Source organism: Streptomyces zaomyceticus, assembly GCF_014656215.1.
In the GTDB taxonomy this organism is placed as follows: domain Bacteria; phylum Actinomycetota; class Actinomycetes; order Streptomycetales; family Streptomycetaceae; genus Streptomyces; species Streptomyces zaomyceticus.
Genome location: NZ_BNBZ01000003.1, coordinates 15,895 through 35,292 on the forward strand (window position 1 = coordinate 15,895; position 19,398 = coordinate 35,292).

At 72.7% G+C, this 19,398-nt stretch carries 15 protein-coding genes; 6 read left to right on the forward strand and 9 right to left on the reverse strand.

Features of this window, described 5'->3' with window-relative positions; all coding sequences use genetic code 11:
• Positions 1-49: 49 nt before the first annotated feature.
• A complete protein-coding gene (locus IE311_RS37045; protein WP_268257172.1) occupies positions 50-166 on the reverse strand; it encodes an SGM_5486 family transporter-associated protein in 117 nt (38 codons plus the stop codon).
• A gap of 17 nt (positions 167-183) precedes the next feature.
• Complete coding sequence (locus IE311_RS05185; RefSeq protein ID WP_189830368.1) at positions 184-1,578, reverse strand: CynX/NimT family MFS transporter; 1,395 nt, start codon at positions 1,576-1,578, stop codon at positions 184-186.
• A gap of 63 nt (positions 1,579-1,641) precedes the next feature.
• On the opposite strand from IE311_RS05185, the gene IE311_RS05190 reads away from it, so the two are divergent.
• The gene (locus IE311_RS05190) at positions 1,642-2,355 is read left to right on the forward strand and encodes a FadR/GntR family transcriptional regulator (RefSeq protein ID WP_189830369.1); all 714 of its coding nucleotides are present in this window, start codon (positions 1,642-1,644) and stop codon (positions 2,353-2,355) included.
• Here IE311_RS05190 and IE311_RS05195 read toward each other — a convergent pair.
• The 5 genes from IE311_RS05195 to IE311_RS05215 form a co-directional block, all read right to left on the reverse strand.
• The gene (locus IE311_RS05195; RefSeq protein WP_189830370.1) at positions 2,300-2,710 is read right to left on the reverse strand and encodes a hypothetical protein; all 411 of its coding nucleotides are present in this window, start codon (positions 2,708-2,710) and stop codon (positions 2,300-2,302) included. The two genes, IE311_RS05190 and IE311_RS05195, sit on opposite strands and share 56 nt — an antisense overlap.
• A gap of 158 nt (positions 2,711-2,868) precedes the next feature.
• Entirely contained in the window at positions 2,869-3,645 is a 777-nt protein-coding gene (gene fabI / locus IE311_RS05200; protein WP_189830371.1) for an enoyl-ACP reductase FabI, read from the reverse strand.
• 5 nt (positions 3,646-3,650) lie between these two features.
• Positions 3,651-4,355 carry a 3-oxoacyl-[acyl-carrier-protein] reductase gene (gene fabG, locus IE311_RS05205; protein WP_189830372.1) on the reverse strand — a complete coding sequence of 235 codons (705 nt, stop codon included), beginning with the start codon at positions 4,353-4,355 and terminating at the stop codon, positions 3,651-3,653.
• A 190-nt stretch (positions 4,356-4,545) separates the two neighbouring features.
• Positions 4,546-6,303 carry a hypothetical protein gene (locus IE311_RS05210; RefSeq protein WP_189830373.1) on the reverse strand — a complete coding sequence of 586 codons (1,758 nt, stop codon included), beginning with the start codon at positions 6,301-6,303 and terminating at the stop codon, positions 4,546-4,548.
• A gap of 1 nt (position 6,304) precedes the next feature.
• Positions 6,305-12,481, reverse strand: coding sequence for a hypothetical protein (locus IE311_RS05215; RefSeq protein WP_189830374.1), 6,177 nt, complete (start codon positions 12,479-12,481; stop codon positions 6,305-6,307).
• A gap of 200 nt (positions 12,482-12,681) precedes the next feature.
• Here IE311_RS05215 and IE311_RS05220 point away from each other — a divergent pair, with 200 nt between their 5' ends.
• From IE311_RS05220 to tyrS, 3 genes are read left to right on the forward strand one after another with little or no spacing between them, the layout of a single operon-like run.
• Positions 12,682-14,205, forward strand: a complete 1,524-nt coding sequence (locus IE311_RS05220) for a TldD/PmbA family protein (RefSeq protein ID WP_189830375.1) — start codon at positions 12,682-12,684, stop codon at positions 14,203-14,205.
• Entirely contained in the window at positions 14,202-15,593 is a 1,392-nt protein-coding gene (locus tag IE311_RS05225; protein ID WP_189830376.1) for a metallopeptidase TldD-related protein, read from the forward strand. The genes IE311_RS05220 and IE311_RS05225 overlap by 4 nt, the downstream gene beginning before the upstream one ends.
• Before the next feature lie 54 nt (positions 15,594-15,647).
• On the forward strand, positions 15,648-16,916 hold the full coding sequence (gene tyrS / locus IE311_RS05230; RefSeq protein ID WP_189830377.1) for a tyrosine--tRNA ligase: 1,269 nt from the start codon (positions 15,648-15,650) through the stop codon (positions 16,914-16,916).
• 150 nt (positions 16,917-17,066) lie between these two features.
• Here tyrS and IE311_RS05235 read toward each other — a convergent pair whose 3' ends face one another.
• On the reverse strand, positions 17,067-17,342 hold the full coding sequence (locus IE311_RS05235) for a GlsB/YeaQ/YmgE family stress response membrane protein (RefSeq protein WP_189830378.1): 276 nt from the start codon (positions 17,340-17,342) through the stop codon (positions 17,067-17,069).
• 170 nt (positions 17,343-17,512) lie between these two features.
• On the opposite strand from IE311_RS05235, the gene IE311_RS05240 reads away from it, so the two are divergent.
• A complete protein-coding gene (locus tag IE311_RS05240; protein WP_189830379.1) occupies positions 17,513-17,857 on the forward strand; it encodes a DUF3099 domain-containing protein in 345 nt (114 codons plus the stop codon).
• Positions 17,858-18,039: 182 nt separating this feature from the next.
• Complete coding sequence (locus IE311_RS05245; RefSeq protein WP_189830380.1) at positions 18,040-18,255, forward strand: hypothetical protein; 216 nt, start codon at positions 18,040-18,042, stop codon at positions 18,253-18,255.
• 33 nt (positions 18,256-18,288) lie between these two features.
• Here IE311_RS05245 and moaA read toward each other — a convergent pair whose 3' ends face one another.
• The gene (gene moaA / locus IE311_RS05250) at positions 18,289-19,278 is read right to left on the reverse strand and encodes a GTP 3',8-cyclase MoaA (protein ID WP_189830381.1); all 990 of its coding nucleotides are present in this window, start codon (positions 19,276-19,278) and stop codon (positions 18,289-18,291) included.
• Between the last annotated feature and the right edge of the window lie 120 nt (positions 19,279-19,398).

The following is a 19,398-nucleotide window of genomic DNA, read 5'->3' on the forward strand; positions in this document are numbered from 1 at the left end:
CCTAGGGGATACGGGGGCCAGCCCTACCTCGGGTCAGGGTGAGCGCGCCTCACGGGGAGGCGATCGAGGCGATCACGGCGATGACGACCGTGATGCCGATCATCGCGCCGAACACGAGGAGCAGCTTCTTCTGGCCGTTCGGGGGATTGGGTTCGAGAACTGGCATGGCGACAGTCTCGCATCTCAGCATTCGTCCTCGACCGTCCGGTCCCTGCCTGCCAGGGTGCCGACGATCATCTGCGGCACCATCAGACCGCCCATGAGGGCGATCGGCAGTCCCCAGCCGCCGCTGTGCTGGTAGAGCACGCCGACGAGGAGCGGCCCGGGGATGGAGATGAGGTAGCCGACGCTCTGCGCGAAGGCCGAGAGCCTGACGACTCCGGCGCCGGTGCGCGAACGCATGCCGATCATGGTGAGGGCGAGCGGGAACGAGCAGTTGGAGATGCCGAGCAGCAGCGCCCAGACCCAGGCTCCGGCGGCCGGGGCGAGGAAGAGGCCGGTGTAGCCGCTGAGGCCGCAGAGGCCGAGCGCGACGACGATCGGGCCCTGGTTCTTCATCCGGGTGGCGAGCCGGGGGATCACGAAGGCCAGCGGGACGCCCATGACCATGGTGACGGCGAGGAGCACACCCGCGGTGGAGGCGGGGACGCCTGCGTCCCGGAAGATCTGCGGCATCCAGCCCATGGTGATGTAGGCGCCGGTGGCCTGGAGGCCGAAGAAGCAGCCGAGGGCCCAGGCGGTGCGGCTGCGGGTGATGCGCAGCGGGGCGGCGGCCTTGTCGGCCGTGGCCGTGGCTTCGACATCGGCCCTGGTGGTCTTGGCCTCGGCCCTGGTCCTGACCTTGGCCCCGGCCTCGTTCCCGGTGCCTGTGCCTGTGCCCGCGATGCCGCGGTCGCGGTCGCGTACGAGAGGGATCCAGGGCAGGACCGCCAGCGCGGCGACGGCGGCCCAGACGCCGAGGCCGATGCGCCAGTCCCCGCCGAGGGCCTGGGTCATCGGGACGGTCGCGGCCGCCGCGACGGACGTGCCCAGGGCCAGGGCCATCGAGTAGAGGCCGGTCATGCTGCCGATGCGGTCGGGGAAGTACCGCTTGACGATGACCGGCATCAGGACGTTGCTGACGGCGATGCCCATGAGGGCGAGGGCGCTGGCGGCGAGGAAGCCGGCCGTACCGCCGGCGAAGGGCCGCAGGACGAGGCCCGCGAAGATCGCGGCCATGCCCGCGCAGACGACGGCCGCGGGGCCGAAGCGCCGGGCGAGGCGCGGGGCCGTGATGCCGAAGATCGCGAAACAGAGCGGCGGGACGGAGGTGAGGACGCCGGCGACGGTGCCGCTCATGTGGAGGTCCGCGCTGACCTCTTCGAGGAGGGCGCCGAGGCTGGTGATGGCGGGACGCAGGTTCAGCGCGGCCAGGACGAGTCCGAGCGTGACGAGGCCGAGGGTCCAGCGGTGCGCCCGTCCCGGTGCGGAAGAATCTCCGGCGATGGGGGCCGCTCCTGGCGGCGCCACGATGGCCGCCGGGGCGAGGGTTCCGGCCGGTCGTGCGGTGGGTTCGAGGGTCTCGGGCTCGTCAGGCATGAGGCCATCATAGAATCATGGGATGATTGGTTGTCCAATCTCGAACGAATGGGAAGGTGCTTCATGGCCCTCGGCCATCCCCGGCGCACAGGCCTCTCCGATCAGGTGATCGCCGAGCTGCGGAACCAGATCACCTCCGGCGAGTGGCCGGTGGGTTCACGCATCCCGACCGAACCCGAGCTGGTCGAGCAGCTGGGAGTGGCCCGCAACACGGTGCGCGAGGCGGTACGGGCCCTGGCGCACAACGGGCTGCTCGACATCCGCCAGGGCTCCGGCACCTATGTCCTCGCCACCAGTGAGCTCGCGGGCGTCATGCACCGGCGCTTCGCCGGATCCGACCCCCGGCACGTGGCCGAGCTGCGCTCGACCCTGGAGTCCGCGGCCGCGCGGTTCGCCGCCGGGCGGCGCAGCGAGCGCGATCTGAAGCAGCTGGACGCCCTGCTCGTACGACGCGAGGAGGCATGGGAGTCCGGTGACGCGGAGCGCTTCGTGACCGTCGACGCAGCCTTCCACCACGCGGTCGTCGCCGCCTCGGGCAACGAGGTGCTGACGGAGCTCTACGCGGACCTGGGCGATCTCCTGCGGGACTGGCTGCGGGACGACGTGGGGCAGGAGCTGCGCCCCGAGAACCACATGGACCACGCGCGCCTGGTGGACGCGATCCGGGACGGCGACGCCGAGCGGGCCGGTACGGAAGCGGCCGGCTATCCCTTCCTGTGCCTCAGGAGCCCCGTACCGGAGCCGGGTCCGGAGCCTGGTCCGCCGGCTGGTGGGTGACCCAGGCGGACCGGACCTCCTTCCAGCAACGGCCGTTCAGCTCGCCGTAGTCGGCGGGGCCGACGTCCACGGGGGCGCTGTCGCTGTCGATGTCCCACCAGCGCTCGCACTCCACATGGAGGCGGACCCGGTCGGTGCGCGGATAGGGGTTCTGGCAGTGGGCCGTGACGCGGGAGCCCTGGACGACGGTGCGGCAGGAGGCGCCGAAGTTCTCCCGCTCCTCGGGCGTCGGGGTGGTGACGGGGAGCTCCTCGGCCGGGGCCGGGGCGGCCCGCACCTCGGCGGCGACGGCTATCCCGGTGAGCAGTACGGCGACGGAGGCGAACGCGCCGAACCCGTGACGTATCGCGCGCATGCCCGTACCTCCTCCCCATCAGCAGCAGGAACCTCACGCTCTGCCTCAGTCTGGGGTGATTCGCGCGACTTTTCGAGTCGGGCAGGAGTTGCGGAACGGCGAGGGCCGTGCGCCGCCCCGAGGGGCGGCACACGGCCCTTTCCGGCTGTGCGGAGCGGTTACGCGCCGATCGCGTGCAGACCGCCGTCGACGTGGACGATCTCGCCCGTCGTCTTCGGGAACCAGTCGGACAGCAGCGCCACGACGCCCTTGCCCGCCGGCTCCGGGTCGGCCAGGTTCCACTCCAGCGGGGAACGGCTGTCCCACACCGCGGCCAGCTCGCTGAAGCCCGGGATGGACTTGGCGGCCATCGAACCGATCGGACCCGCCGAGATCAGGTTGCAGCGGATGTTCTGCTTGCCCAGGTCGCGGGCCATGTAGCGGCTGGTGGCCTCCAGGGCGGCCTTGGCCGGGCCCATCCAGTCGTACTGCGGCCAGGCGTACTGCGCGTCGAAGGTGAGGCCGACGACCGAGCCGCCCTCCGTCATCAGCGGCAGCAGCGACGTCGTCAGCGACTTCAGCGAGAAGGCGGAGACGTGCATGGCCGTGGCGACCGACTCGAACGGCGTGTTGAGGAAGTTGCCGCCGAGCGCGTCCTGCGGGGCGAAGCCGATGGAGTGCACGATGCCGTCGAGACGGTCACCGAGCTGCTCGCGGACCTGGCCCTCCAGACGCGCGAGGTGCTCGTCGTTGGAGACGTCGAGCTCCAGGACCTTCACGTTCTCGGGCTTGGGGAGCTTCTTGGCGATGCGCTCCGTCAGCGACGGCCGCGGCCAGGCGGTGAGGATGATCTCCGCACCCTGTTCCTGGGCCAGCTTCGCGGTGTGGAAGGCGATGGAGGACTCCATCAGCACACCGGTGATCAGGATGCGCTTGCCCTCGAGAATTCCGCTCATGGTGATCAGTGACCCATGCCCAATCCGCCGTCAACCGGGATGACGGCTCCAGTGATGTACGAGGCGTCGTCGGAGGCGAGGAACTTCACCGCGGCGGCGATCTCCTCCGGCTGGGCGTAGCGGCCCAGCGGCACCTGGGACACGATGCCCGCGCGCTGCTCGTCGGTGAGCACCGCGGTCATGTCGGTGTCGACGAAACCAGGGGCGACGACGTTGAAGGTGATGTTGCGGGAGCCCAGCTCACGCGCGAGGGAGCGGGCGAAGCCCACCAGGCCGGCCTTGGAGGCGGCGTAGTTGGCCTGGCCCGCGGAGCCCAGCAGACCGACGACCGAGGAGATCAGGACGACGCGGCCCTTCTTGGCGCGCAGCATCCCGCGGTTGGCACGCTTGACGACCCGGAAGGTGCCGGTGAGGTTGGTGTCGACGACGGAGGTGAAGTCCTCCTCGGACATGCGCATGAGGAGCTGGTCCTTCGTCACGCCGGCGTTGGCCACGAGGACCTCCACCGGACCGTGCTGCTCCTCGATCTCCTTGTACGCCTGGTCGACCTGCTCACCGTCGGTGATGTCGCACTTGACGGCCAGGAAGCCGGCCGGCGGCTCACCCGACCGGTACGTGATCGCGACCTTGTCGCCGGCATCGGCGAACGCGCGGGCGATGGCGAGGCCGATGCCCCGGTTTCCTCCGGTGACGAGAACCGAGCGGCTCAACGGATCACCCTTTCGATAGCGGTCTGGTAGCCGAAAACCTATCGGTATCGCCACCGACATGAGGAATCGAGCTCCGACAGTGGCGTACGGGTGTCACTGTCGGGTCCCTACAGCTCGGGGGCGTCGCGGGGTGGGACTCCACCGGCCCGCTCGCCGCCCCGCACCCTCTCTGACGTGGCCCTCCGTGGGACTACGGGGCGCGCAGATCCGCCTGGGAGAGCTCGGCGCACAGCTCGTCGAGTGTCCGGTCGTACAGCACGGACCGGTGCGCCAGCACGTTCCGCGCGTCGACGAGGAGCCGCAGCAGTGCCGCGTCGCGCGCGGGCAGTGCGAGGGCGCCGCCGATGTGGGCGCGCAGCAGCTCGCCCACCTGAAGTTCCAGGAACGCCCGCTCCGGGTCGCGGCCCAGGTACGCGGGGGGCCGGGCGGAGTAGCCGGCGACGAGCGTGGCCACCGGGCGGTTCAGATGGCCGAGGGCCCTCACGGCGAGTCGCTGCCGGGCCTCCTCGATCCACGGGGTCAGGACCCGCTGCTGCGCCTGGGAGACCAGCGCGGTGAGACGGTCCTCGGCCTCGCCGGTGGCCGGCGCGGAGGGTGCCGCCGGGTGCCAGACGCCCACGTGGGCGCGGAGCCGGCCCTCCCAGGAGACGACGGCGCCCCTGGCCCAGGCCTGGCGCAGTTCCGCGCCCGGCCGCAGCAGGGCGCCGATCCGCCGCAGCGGCGGGCAGTCGGCCGGGACGGGTCCGGGCGACCGGGCGAGACAGCGCCCGAGCGCGGCGCCGAGGGTGTGCTGCGCCCCGTCCCAGTCCAGGGCGAGGAGCCGGGCGAGCTCCAGGTCGGGGCCGCAGACCTCGACGACGGTCTCGGACCGCACCGCGCGGCGGATGCGCTCGGCGAGCGGGTCGCTGTGGCGGTGGCGGTCGCGGCCGGAGGTGCCGGGCGCGTGGTCGAGGACCGGCGCGATGGCGGTGGCGGTGTCGAGTCGGCCGAGCGCGCCCCACCACCAGTGCACGGCCGTGTCGCCGAGGCCGTGCCGGAGCTCGTCCGGGAGCGGTTCCGGCAGGTCGCGGAGGCGGGCGACGACCAGGAGGCGGGGGCGCTCGGCCGGCGGGAGTCCGGCGTCCTTGACGGCGGCGGCGAGCGAGCGGAAGAGGCGTTCGACGGGGGCGCCGGGCGGGGCGCCGGGCGCGGCTGTGGGCAGGACGCCGGACGGGGCTCCGGACGGGGCTCCGGGCACGACGCCGGACGGGGTGCCGGTCCGGGTGCCGGGTAGGGCTCCGGTCCGGGTGCCGGGCGCTTCCGTTTCCGCCCACGCGCGGATGCCGACGACGGGGCGGCCGTACCGGCCCGGGGCGACCAGGCTCGCCACGGCCTCGTCGGCGTCGACCGAGAGTTCCTTGCCGAGGCGGGCGAGGAGGCCGTGCGGGTCGTGCCGGGGGCCGGTGGGCTCCTTGCGGGGAGCCGGTACGCGGGGCGGTGCGCCGTCGAGGGACCAGCCGAGGTCGAGGTCGAAGCCGTCGTCGGGCAGGTCGAGAAAGGGCAGCTCGTCGGCGTCCGCCCATCCACCGGTGTCGGCCGGTCCGCCGGCGTCCGCCCATCCGACGCCGTCCGCTGGCCCGTCGCGGTCCGCCCCACCCCCGGTGTCCGCCCGTACGCCGAACTCTCCCGCGCCCGGCCCCGGCTCCGGTTCCGTCGCGTGCGGGTGTGCCGAGGCCGGGGGCGGTATGTCGACTCGTATCGGAGCGGCGGACAGCGCCCCTCGGTACAGCTCGTCCGCGAGCCCCGACTCCACCATCGCGTCGGTGACCAGCCAGAGGCAGTTGAGCCCGGCCGCGAGGTCGGCGGCCACCGCGCGCAGCTGCGCGCGTACGCCCGGCAGCTCACCCGGAGGCACGGCCCGCGCTCCCGTGCGCGCCCCGGCCCCCGCCTCGGTCTCCGCCCCCGTCACCTCACTTCTCCCCGGCGGCCGCCCGGGACCGCACCGCGCGGTACGTCACCGGTTCCACCGCGAAACCCTCGGGCGTCTCGTCGAGGACGCCGAGCCGGCCCAGGTGCTGCAGCCAGGCGTCGGTGTCCGCGTCGGAGAGCTCGATCGCAGCCCCCACGTCGTCGCGCGGCACGCCCTGGCCCTCCTCCACGTATCCGGTCCAGGCCGTGAGGAGGTCGAGGTCCCGTGTGTCGAGACCGGAGAGGCGCAGGTGCTCCTCGATGTTGCGGGAGCCGGCGATGAGGGCGCGTATCCGTTCGACGGCGTTGTCCAGGGTCGCGCCGTGCACGGACACGTCCGTCACCGCGGCCTCCATCCAGCGGGGCCAGCCACCGGTCGCGGCGACCAGCCGGTCGCGGTCCTCGCGGGACACGAAGGGGCACTCCGACCAGGCGCGCAGGGCGTCCGCGGTCCACCGTTCGGGGCGCAGCCACCGTACGGCCAGCTCCTCGTGCCCGTCGTCGGCGGCCAGTTCGGCGAGGCCGGCCGCGTCGGCGACGACCACGACGGAGCGGTTCTCGTTGCCGCCGCTGCGCGGTTCGGTCTGCCGGACGAGCCGGTCGGCGGCGGGACCGGCGTGGATCAGCATGGAGCGGACGGCGTCGCGCAGCTCGGCCGGGGTGGCGCCGCGCAGGTCGGCGATGATCACATGGGCCTTGCGGCCCCGGCTCGCGAGCAGGGCGGTGAGGTCGTCCCCGTGGGTGTACGGGACGACGTCGACCCCGCGGTTCTCGGCGAACGCGGTGACCGCCCGGCGGACCAGCTCCGGCCGGTGGAGGGCCGTGGTGCCGATGAGGCTGACACCGGACTGGGCGGTCTCGTGGAGCTGCTCCTCGGTGAGCGGGCTGTAGGTCTGGACGTGCCGGGCGTCGCGGCCGAGGATGCGCCGGGCGGCATGCGGGTTGTAGTCGTACGGAAGGCCGAACTCGGTCTCGCGCAGTTCGAGTTCGAGCTCCTCGCGGGTGCCGAGCATATTGACGACGTTGGGGCTGCGGACGGCGAAGCGGGAGCGGTCGCCGAGCTGGATGAGCAGGCCGAGGCCGACCATCTCGGTGAGGAAGATCTGCGCCTGTTTGGCGCTGAGCATCTCGAACCCCTCCGGCCAGGCCTCCCGGGCCTCCTGGAGCAGTTCGCCCGCGGAGTAGTCGCCGCGGTAGTTGTCGGCGAGACTGAGCAGGGCGATGACGAGGGCGAGGACCCGGTAGCGGTCCTCCAGGTTGATCGTGAAGCGCAGCCGCTCGGCGATCTGCTGGCGCACGGTCTCCGAGGCGGCGACCTTCTGGACGTCCTCCTCGCTGATCCGGACCGGGCCCCCGGAGAAGGTGTACGGCCGGTCGTGGAGGACGCGGACGAGCTCGCGGCAGAAGATCTGCACCAGGTTGGCCTGGTAGTTGGTGATGGCGAGGATCCGCCAGACCAGTTCGGGGCGCTCGAAGAAGTAGCCGAGGGCGGCCATGGGCTCGGTGACGAGCCGGACGGCCGCCTGGGTGCCGAGCGGGCCGACCAGGACGTCGGGGCCGCCGTGCACGGTGGAGACGTTGGAGAGGTGTCCGAAGCGCTGGACCTGGTGGAGTCCCGCGAAGACGATCTTGAACCGTCGTTCGGTGTGCTCCATGAGCCGCTGGAAGTGCATGACGTTCGGGAACGTCGACTCGCTTCCGACGCGGTAGGCGCGGCGCGAGTCGGTGTTGAGGAACGCGTCCGCCTCGTCCGCGAGGACCAGGATCCGGCGGGTGTCGTCCTGGTCCAGCCAGGTGCGGATGTTGCGCACGACGACGTCGGGACCGGCCTGTTCCGACATCTTGTTGTTGAAGACGCCCTTGCGCTTGAGGTCCTCGACGAGCCGGCTCCAGATCCGGTCGGGTGCCTCGGCGTGGCCGATCTCGGCCTTGAGCAGGTCGAGGTAGACGGCGACGTGGGTGTCGGTGCGGCTCGGGAAGATCTCGGCGACCCGGCGCAGCAGCGCGGACTTTCCGAGCTGCCGGCCGCCGTAGAGGAACATGCCGCCCTCGCGGCCCATCACCTCCCGCATCTCCTCGTCGCGGCCGTAGAACACCTCGGGCGGGACGAGGCCCGCCACGAACGGCGTGTACGGGTTGTACGCCGCCCAGGGCAGGGTCACGCGCTGCAGCGAACGGAAGGAGCCGGGGGCCCGGGCAGCCATCCAGCCCATCACGGCGGAGTCGACGACCAGCGACTGCTGTGCGAAGGAGCGGGCGGACTCGGCGAGCCCCCGACGGCCCTCCAGACCGAGCGGATGCAGATAGAGCACGATGTTGGCGCCGACGTCGGCGTCCTCCAGGTGGGCCAGCGGGCCGTCGGCCGGCTGCTCCTCCCAGATGAGCAGGACGGTGTACGAGGAGGTCCGGGAGCCGAGCGCGGCGACGTACCCGGCGCGTTCGGCGACCTGCGCGCGCACCTTGAAACGGCGCATGCCCTGGCCGAGGGCCACCCGCTCGGCGGTGACCTGGCCCGGGGAGACGTCGAGGCCGAGCAGCCGCAGCAACCGGGAGAGGTGCTGGGGCAGTTCGCCGCGCCGGCCGCGCGGGGTGCAGAGCGCGGCCCAGGCCTCGAGGCCGTTGACCGCCGCCGGGGTGAGCGAGGACGCCGGGTCCCCGTAGCGCTTCGCCCACCAGTCGGCGTCGACGCCCTCGCCGCCGGCCTTCGGCGCGCCGGGCGCGGTGACACCGGTGAGGAAGGCCTCGAGCTCCGATCCGTCGTCGTACCGGGCGCCCTGTTCGGGCAGCGGCGTGTGGCTCGTCGCCAGGGCGAGGAACTCCTGGGCCGTGACCGTGTCCCCCTCGTCGATGAGCCGGGAGATCCGGTCGTGGTCGCCGGTGGAGAGCGGCTGGTCGGGGCGGGAACGGAGCTGGGCGAGACTCTCGCGCAGCTGCCGGGTGTAGTCCTCGACAAGGGTGACCAGCTCGTCCTGGAGGGTGCGCAGCTGGTCCACGGCGAAGCGGTAGCGGCCCGAGTCCTCGCCGTCGGCGAACTCCTGGAGCCGGCCCACGAACTCCCGTTCCTGATCGGCCGCGAGCTGGTTGAGGGTCCGCATCTGGGCGAGCAGTCCGGCCGCCGCTCGATGGTGCCCGGCGACCGTGCGCCGCCAGTCCTCGTGCCCCTGGGTGAGCCTCCTGGCCGCCGTCTCGACCCATTCGGGGTCGGTGCAGCCGTACTCCTCCGGCTCGCTCTCGACCGCGGCGATCAGCGCCCTGGCGAGGTGCAGGTCGCCGTCGCCGAGGTAGCGGGAGAGGGCGTACTCGGCGTCCGCGGGGGTCAGCAGGGCGGCGATCCGGCGGGCCGCCCTGGGGTCGGAGAACTCCGGGTCGCCCAGGGCGTCCCGGGGCAGGTCGGGCAGCCGGAGGAGGGAGTCGGCGGGCGGGACCGAGCCGCCGTTCGCGCGCAGCTGGTCGGCGCCCGTGTCCGCGGAACGCAGGTGCTCGCCGGTCAGCCAGGACCGCAACAGCGCGAGCGCCGCGCCGCCCGTGCCGGCCGGGGCGGGCTCGTCGGCCACGTCCTGGAGGACCGAGGCCAGTTCGGGGATGCCGCGGTCGCTCACCCCCTGGTGCGGCCGGGCCGCGGTGTGGGCGGCCTCGGCCCGCATGAGGAGCTCGCCGACGGAGCGGCAGGCGGTGTGCAGCTGCCGGAGCGCGCCGGCGGTGATCGGCTCCTTGGCCTGCTTCGAGGTACGGAACAGGGCGTCGGTGTCCTCGATGAGCCGGTCGATGTCCTCCGCCCGCCACAACTCCTCGCCCAGGGACCGGAAGCCGGGTGTGCCGGTGTACTGCGCCGGGCTCTGGGCGGACCACTCGATGACCTCGTTCAGCGCCTGGCGCACCGGGCCCGAGGGGCCGACGAGGTACTGGAGCACCTGGGACGCCCGCTGGTACTTCATCTTGCGGCGCGGCAGGTCGTCGAGCAGCTGCCGGGCGGTCAGTCCGATCTCCTCGCGGGTGGCGGCCTCCAGGCCCTCGGCGCTGCCCTGGAGCATGCCGGGCTCGAAGGCGCGGCCGTCCCGGACGGCGGCGACGAGCACGGTGAGCAGCTGCTGCCAGGGTCCGGTGAGCCCGGACGGCATGACGAATCCGCTGACGAGGCCGTGCGGCCAGCGCGCGGTGAGCCCGGTGCGGAGGGCGGCCGCGAGGGCCACGAGATGGGCCTCGCGGTCCTGGGCGGCGAGCGCGGGGTCGAGTTCGTGCGCCATCTGTACGGGGGTGGCCTCGCTGTCCGAGACACAGCCGAAGGCGGCGGCGGCGAACGCGAGGGTGCGGGCCCGGACGTCGCTCTCGCGGGAGGCCACGGTCATCCAGTACGCCTCGGCGACCCGCCCGTACCGCAGCAGCCTGCCGACGGGCGGCTCGCTGCCGGTGTCCCAGGGCGCGTAAGGGTCCCAGTCGGGCGCGTCGACCCCGGAGGGCCAGGGTTCGTCCTCGACGGGGAGGGATTCGGGGGTGGGCGCGGGGGCGGACGGCTGGGGCTGCGGGGGGACGAGGGCCGGGGTCTGCGCGGGGACGGGGTTCCGGGCCGGTACGGGGGCGGGCTCGGCGGCGGAAAGGGGCTCGGCGGCGGGGGCCGGGGGCGGATCCTGTGTGCCGGCCGGGGCGGCGGCGGGCGCGGGGGCCTGGTCGGCGGGGACGGAGACGGACGGGGCGGGGAGCGGAAGCGCGTCGGGGGCGGGGTCGGGGGGCGGGGCCTGCGTGGGGACGGGTGCCGTGGTGGCGACGGGCGCCGTGGTGGGCGTCGGCGGCCGCGTCGGCCGGGGCGTCTGCTCCGGCGGGGTGGCGGGGGCCCGGTCGGGTACGGGGTCCGGGGCGGGCAGCGGGGCCGGCGGCGGCGGTTCCACCGCCCGGCGGACGGCCTCGATCGCGGAGGCGCCCGCCCGGACCCGGCACGTGCTCGTGGTCGCGTCCCCGGTGCCGTGCTCGGTCCGTCCCGCCGGGGCCTCCTCCCCCGGTCCGCCGCACCGGGCATCCGGCTCGCCCGTGACCTCGGCGGGCGTCTCTCCTGAGGCTTCCCCCGGACCTGCCCCGGGGCGATCGGCGGCGGGCTCCTCGCCCGCCGGGGCGCCGAGTTCGCGCAGTTGTGTCTCGACGCGGTCCAGGTGGCGGCGGAGGTCGGCGGCCTCCTCCTCGTCGTCGGCCCACTCCAGGAGCTCCGCGTAGCGGCTCGCCTTGCGGCGCAGGCCGTCGCACTGCTCGGCCCGCGCCTCCCGCAGACGGGTCAACTCGTCCCCGGCTTCGGCGTATCCGAGATCCGGCCCCCAGGCGATCCCTTCGGCGGCGAGCGCCGCGGTCAGCCGCTCGCGGTCCTCGGTCCAGGCGCTGATCGCCTCGACGGTTGCGTCCGGGGGCAGTTGCCCGGTCTCGACCGCGTCCGCCGCGACGCGCAGGACGCCGGCCAGCCGCTCACCGGTCCCCTTCAGCCGGGCGAGCGAGGCCGCCGGGCCGACCGGGGTCTCCGGTCCGGGAGCGGGCACGGGGGCGGATGCGGACGCGACGGTCGGCTCGGGAGCGGGAGCGGGTGCGGGTGCGGGCACGGCGTCGGGCACGGGAGCGGCATCCTCACACTCGGGGTTCGTCGTCGGGGAGTCGGGCGGGGTCTCCGCGGGGGCCTCGTCACCGCCCGGGTGCTCGTCCGACGCGGCCTCCAGGGCCTCGAAGCGCGGGCCGATCTCGTGCGCGTCGTGCGGCGGGCCGCTGTCCGCCGCCGCCTGTAACGCGGACTCGTGTTCCCGGGCCAGCGGTCCCACCGGCAGCCGGCTCGTGCCGGGCAGGAGCATCCCGTAGAGGGCGCAGCGCGCGAGGGGCGGGTCGAGGACCGTGAGCATGGCGAGGAGTTCGTCGAGGGTGGGGTCCGTGAGGGCGCGCTGCGAGAAGCCGTACTCCGTGTGGAGCGCCTTCACCGCCCAGATGAGTCCGCAGCCGGTGATGCTCGTCAGCTGTCCCGGCTGTGCCTTGGCGAGGCGGACCCGCGCCGCGTGGAGTTCCCGCCGTGAGGGGGGCGCCGGGCGCGGGGGGCGGTCCGAAGTGTGGGCGTGTCTGTCGCCCCGTAAGCATTGATGCCAGGTCAGCAGGGATCTGAGTGCGTCCTCGTCCAGCGACGACAGCCAGGACCTGACTCCGTTCACCCACCCGTGCATGGCGTCGATCATCTCATCCCATCAACACGGGAGCCATGCCTCTTCCTGATTCCGACCCTCCAATGCACCTCCGGGGAAGGCCTGTTGGAGCGCGTTCCGCCGTGGGCGCACCACAATGCGCCGACTCGGCGGCCCGTCCCGTGATTGACTTCCGGAGCAGATCAACCGCCGCCTTCCGATCACCGAGAGCGAGGCCGCTCGTGGTCCATCAGATCGACCCTTCGTTCGTCGCGCTGCCCCTGCGGGCGCTCGCCGACGCGGCGCTCGCCCGAGCGCGCGCGCTCGGCGCCGAGCACGCCGACTTCCGTCTGGAGCGGGTGCGCAGCGCCTCGTGGCGGCTGCGCGACGCCAAACCGTCCGGTTCCTCGGACACCACGGACCTGGGCTACGCGGTGCGGGTGGTGCACGGCGGGGCCTGGGGGTTCGCGTCCGGGGTCGACCTGACCATGGACGGGGCCGCGCGGGTCGCCTCGCAGGCGGTGGCCATGGCCAAGCTGTCGGCGAAGGTGATCGCGGCGGCCGGGTCCGACGAGCGGGTGGAGCTCGCCGAGGAGCCGGTGCACGAGGAGCGCACCTGGATCTCCTCGTACGAGATCGACCCCTTCTCCGTCCCCGGTGAGGAGAAGAGCGCGCTGCTCGCCGACTGGAGTGCGCGGCTGCTGCGGGCGGAGGGCGTGGCGCACGTGGACGCCACGCTGATGACCGTCCACGAGAACAAGTTCTACGCGGACACGGCCGGCACCGTGACCACCCAGCAGCGTGTCCGGCTGCACCCGCAGCTCACCGCCGTCGCCGTCGACGAGACGACGGGCGAGTTCGACTCGATGCGGACGATCGCTCCGCCGGTCGGGCGGGGCTGGGAGTATCTGACGGGCACCGGCTGGGACTGGGACAAGGAGCTGGACGAGATCCCGGGGCTGCTCGCCGAGAAGATGCGGGCGCCGAGCGTCGAGGCGGGACGGTACGACCTGGTCGTGGACCCGTCGAACCTCTGGCTGACCATCCACGAGTCGATCGGGCACGCCACCGAGCTGGACCGGGCCCTCGGGTACGAGGCGGCCTACGCGGGCACCTCGTTCGCCACCTTCGACCAGCTGGGGAAGCTGGCGTACGGCTCGTCGATCATGAACGTGACGGGTGACCGGACGGCCGAGCACGGTCTCGCGACCGTCGGGTTCGACGACGAGGGCGTCGAGGCGCAGAGCTGGGACCTGGTCAAGGACGGCACGCTGGTCGGCTACCAGCTGGACCGGCGGATCGCCAAGCTCACCGGCCTCGGCCGGTCGAACGGCTGCGCCTTCGCCGACTCCCCCGCGCACGTGCCGGTGCAGCGGATGGCGAACGTCTCGCTCCAGCCGGACCCGGGCGGTCTGTCGACCGAGGACCTCATCGGGGGCGTGGAGCGCGGCATCTACGTGGTCGGCGACCGGTCCTGGTCGATCGACATGCAGCGCTACAACTTCCAGTTCACCGGACAGCGCTTCTTCCGCATCGAGAACGGGCGGCTCGCCGGTCAGCTGCGGGACGTGGCCTACCAGGCGACGACCACCGACTTCTGGGGCTCCATGGAGCAGGTCGGCGGCCCGCAGACATACGTCCTCGGCGGCGCGTTCAACTGCGGCAAGGCCCAGCCGGGCCAGGTCGCCGCGGTCTCCCACGGCTGCCCGTCCGCCCTCTTCCGGGGCGTCAACATTCTCAACACGACGCAGGAGGCCGGACGATGAGCCGCGTCAGCAAGCCGTACGAGATCGTCGAGCGGGCCCTTGAGCTGTCCCGTGCCGACGGGTGTGTCGTCATCGCCGACGAGGAGTCGTCGGCCAATCTGCGCTGGGCGGGCAACGCGCTCACCACGAACGGTGTCACCCGCGGCCGTACGCTCACCGTGATCGCGACCGTCGACGGCGCGCAGGGCACCGCCTCCGGTGTCGTCTCCCGGTCCGCCGTGACCGCCGACGACTTGGAGCCGCTGGTGCGGGCCGCCGAGGCCGCCGCACGGGCCGCCGGGCCCGCCGAGGACGCCCAGCCGCTGGTGAAGGACGTCCCCTCGTCCCCGGACTTCACGGACGCTCCGGCGGAGACCTCCTCCGCCGTCTTCGGCGACTTCGCCCCGGCGCTCGGCGAGGCCTTCGCCCGCGCCCGGGCCGGCGGCCGTGAGCTCTACGGCTTCGCCAACCACGAGCTGACCTCCACCTATCTGGGCACGTCCACGGGGCTGCGGCTCCGCCACGACCAGCCCAACGGGACCCTGGAGCTGAACGCCAAGTCCCCCGACCGCTCGCGTTCCGCCTGGGCCGGGCGCTCGACCCGCGACTTCAAGGACGTCGACCCGGCCGCGCTCGACGCCGAGCTCGCGACCCGGCTCGGCTGGGCGGAGCGCCGGATCGAGCTGCCCGCCGGACGGTACGAGACGCTGCTGCCGCCGACGGCCGTGGCCGACCTGCTGATCTACCAGCTGTGGTCCTCCACGGCCCGGGACGCGGTGGAGGGCCGTACGGTCTTCTCCAAGCCCGGCGGCGGCACCCGGCTGGGCGAGACCCTCTCCCCGCTGCCGCTGACCCTGCGCAGCGACCCGAACGAGCCGGGACTGGAGTCCGCGCCGTTCGTGATCGCCCACTCCTCGGGCGACGACTCGTCCGTCTTCGACAACGGTCTGCCGATCGCGCCGACGGACTGGGTGCGGGACGGCCGGCTGGAGCGCCTGATCACCACCCGGCACTCGGCGGAACTCACCCGGTTGCCCGTGGCCCCGGGAGCGGGGAACCTGATCCTGGACGGCGGTGGCGAGCGCTCCCTGGAGGAGATGGTCGCCGCGACGGAGCGCGGTCTGCTCCTCACCTGCCTCTGGTACATCCGCGAGGTCGATCCGGCGACGCTGCTGCTCACCGGTCTGACCCGGGACGGCGTCTACCTCGTCGAGAACGGCGAGGTGGTCGGCGAGGTGAACAACTTCCGGTTCAACGAGTCGCCGGTGGATCTGCTGTCGCGGGCCTCGGAGGCGGGCCGGACGGAGAAGACGCTGCCGCGCGAGTGGAGCGACTGGTTCACCCGGGCCGCGATGCCCGCCCTGCGGGTACCCGACTTCAACATGAGCTCGGTCAGCAAGGGGGTCTGACCCACCTAGACTGGGCCACGGCATCACCGCAATCAATCAAGGAGACGGACGACCGTGACGGACATCGTCGACGAGCTGAAGTGGCGTGGGCTCTTCGCCCAGTCCACCGATGAGGACGCACTGCGCAAGGCTCTCGCGGACGGTCCCGTCACCTTCTATTGCGGTTTCGACCCGACCGCGGCCAGTCTCCACGTCGGCCACCTGGTCCAGGTCCTCACCGTCCGCCGGCTCCAGCAGGCCGGGCACCGGCCGCTGGCGCTGGTCGGCGGGGCCACCGGCCAGATCGGTGACCCGCGGCCGACCGCCGAGCGCACCCTGAACGACCCCGAGACGGTCGCGAACTGGGTGAACCGGCTGCGGACGCAGATCGAGCCGTTCCTCTCCTTCGAGGGAGGCAACGCGGCGGTCATGGTGAACAACCTGGACTGGACCGCCGGCCTGTCGGCGATCGAGTTCCTGCGGGACATCGGCAAGCACTTCCGGGTCAACAAGATGCTGACCAAGGACTCCGTCGCCCGGCGCCTGGAGTCCGAGCAGGGCATCAGCTACACGGAGTTCAGCTACCAGCTGCTCCAGGGCATGGACTTCCTGGAGCTGTACCGCCGCTACGGCTGTGTGCTCCAGCAGGGCGGCTCGGACCAGTGGGGCAACCTGGTGGCCGGGCTGGACCTGATCCACCGCATGGAGCCCGGTGCCGAGGTGCACGCGCTGGCGACCCCGCTGATGGTCAAGGCGGACGGCACCAAGTTCGGCAAGACCGAGGGCGGGGCCGTCTGGCTCGACCCGGAGATGACCACGCCGTACGCGTTCTACCAGTTCTGGCTGAACGTGGACGACCGGGACATCTCGACGTACATGCGGATCCTGTCCTTCAAGTCCCGCGAGGAGCTGGAGGAGCTGGAGGCGCAGACCGCCGAGCGGCCGCAGGCGCGTGCCGCCCAGCGGGCGCTCGCCGAGGAGCTCACCGCCCTGGTGCACGGCGCGGACCAGTGCGCGGCCGTCATCAACGCCTCCAAGGCGCTGTTCGGTCAGGGCGACCTGGCCGAGCTGGACGAGGCGACGCTGGCCGCCGCCCTCTCCGAGCTGCCGCACGCCCGGGTGACCGAGCTCGGCCAGGTCGTGGACCTGTTCACCGAGGTCGGTCTCGCCCCCAGCAAGTCGGGCGCGCGCCGCACGGTGAAGGAGGGCGGGGCCTACGTGAACAACGTGAAGGTCACCGCCGAGGACGCCGAGGCCTCGGCGGAGGAGCTGCTGCACGGCCGGTGGCTGGTGCTGCGGCGCGGCAAGAAGAACCTGGCGGCGATCGAGCTCGTCGGCGCCTGACCGAACGACGACCGGGAGGCCCGGTACGGCACATCATGTGCCGTACCGGGCCTCCCGGCTTTCCGGGCTCCGGGCCCGGACTCGTCGCTCGTCGCTCGTCTCTCGTCGGCGGGACGCCCGCCGGGCGGCCCTGAGGCCGCCTCTTCCGGCCTAGGTCCGCTGCCTGCTGCCCTTGATCGAGACCCACAGCATGTCGCCCAGCCCCACGACGACGACGGCGCCGATCAGCTGGAGCAGGTGGCGGGTCCAGTCGATGCCCTTGGTTTCGTTGACACCCATCCAGGTCGCGACCGCGTTGCCGAGCACGCTGCCGAGAATGCCGAACACGGTCGTCAGCCAGAGCGGGATCTGCTGCTTCCCCGGCAGGATCGCCTTCGCGATCAGACCGAGGACGAACCCCACGATGATCGCCCACAACCAACCCATCGCCGCCTCCTTGTACGCATGTGCGCCCAGTCTCGGCCCGGAGGCCATACGGCGCATGTCGGACAGCTCCATCCGTGCCCCGGTCTCGCCGGTGCCGAGGGGCGGGCGTACCGTGGGAGTGAGGTCCGGACCGGGGAGGGTCCGGCGCGACCGGTGGGTGGTGTACGGCGATGCCGAAGCAGGGCGGGACCGAGGTCTTCCGGATCACGGGAGCCCGGCAGGGGCTCGCGGACGACGTCCGGGGACGGCAGCGGCGCTACATCATCTCGATGACGGTCCGGACACTCTCCGTGATCGCGGCCGCGGTGCTGTGGAACGTCGAGCGGCACGTGGCCGTCGTGGCGCTCGCCCTGGGTGTCCTGCTCCCCTACATCGCCGTGGTCATCGCGAACGCGGGCCGCGAGTCGGCTCCGTCTCTTCCGTCCACCTTCGTGGCGCCTCCGACACGGCCCGCGCTCGATGCGGCGGAGACGTCGGCGGACACGGAAGCGGAGCGAGCTCACGGCCGGAACTGATCACGGACAGTGGCCGGAAACCTCAGGAAAAGCTCAGATCAATCGTGAAGTTCCTGTGCACCCGACCCCATGTGCCGTGACATACTGCCTACGCGCTCCGCATCCCCCGTCGGAGCGACGGACCGATGCCGGGCAGCTCCCCCCGTGGCTGCTCGGCATCGCCCTTGTTGGACAATGATCAGGTGAGCGAAGAGAAGCCGATCTGTTCCGCCAAGGGCTGCCGCGCCGACGCCGTCTGGGTGCTCGCGTGGAACAACCCCAAGCTGCACACGCCCGAGCGTCGCAAGACCTGGCTCGCGTGCGAGGAGCACCGGGAACACCTCTCCCAGTTCCTGGGGGTACGGGGCTTCCTCAAGGACGTCGTGCCGCTGGCCGACTGGGAGTCGGCCGAGGCCTGAGGCCCGAGGCCCTGAGGCCCGAGGTCTGCCCCTTCAGCCGCCGATCGCCGACATCGGGCGGTCGGGCTGGAGGAAACTCGGGTCGTCGAGGCCGGACCCGGCCTTCTTGCCCCACATGGCCTGCTTCCAGATCCGGGCGACCTCGTCGTCCGACGCGTCCGAGCGGAGCGTGGCCCGCAGGTCCGTCTCCTCGGTGGCGAACAGACAGGTCCGCACCTGACCGTCGGCGGTGAGCCGGGTGCGGTCGCAGGCCCGGCAGAACGGGCGGGTGACGGAGGCGATGACACCGACCGTGTGCGGTCCGCCGTCCACGACCCAGCGCTCGGCGGGGGCCGAGCCGCGCTCGTCGGCGCCTTCGGGCGTCAGGGTGAAGCGGGTGCGCAGCGACTCCAGGATGTCCCCGGCGGTGATCATGCCGTCGCGCTTCCAGCCGTGCTGGGCGTCGAGGGGCATCTGCTCGATGAAGCGGAGTTCGTAACCCTCCGCGACCGCCCAGGCGAGGAGGTCGGGTGCCTCGTCGGCGTTGAGCCCGGGCATCAGGACGGCGTTGACCTTGACCGGGGTGAGGCCGGCGTCCCGGGCGGCGGCCATGCCGTCGAGGACGTCCTGGTGACGGTCGCGCCGGGTGAGGGCCTTGAACACCTCGGGGCGCAGGGTGTCCAGGGAGACGTTGACCCGGTCGAGGCCGGCGGCCTCAAGGGCGGCGGCCGTGCGCTTGAGCCCGATGCCGTTGGTGGTGAGGGACATCCGGGGGCGGGGCTCCAGGGCCGCGCAGCGCTCGACGATGCCGACGAGGCCGGGGCGGAGCAGCGGCTCGCCGCCGGTGAAGCGGACCTCGGTGACCCCGAGGTCGGTGACCGCGATGCGGATCAGCCGGACGATCTCGTCGTCGGTGAGGAGATCCGGCTTGGCGAGCCACTGGAGGCCCTCCTCCGGCATGCAGTAGGTGCAGCGCAGATTGCAGCGGTCCGTGAGCGAGACGCGCAGGTCGGTGGCCACGCGGCCGAAGGTGTCGATGAGCACTGTGGGCCCCCTCCCCGTCTTGTGGTTGCGTGTGGTCCGAGCCTACGTGAGCACGCGGACAACGAGCAGGGCAGATTGTCACGAGGACCGGCGCGGCCGCGTCGTAGAACTCTACGACGC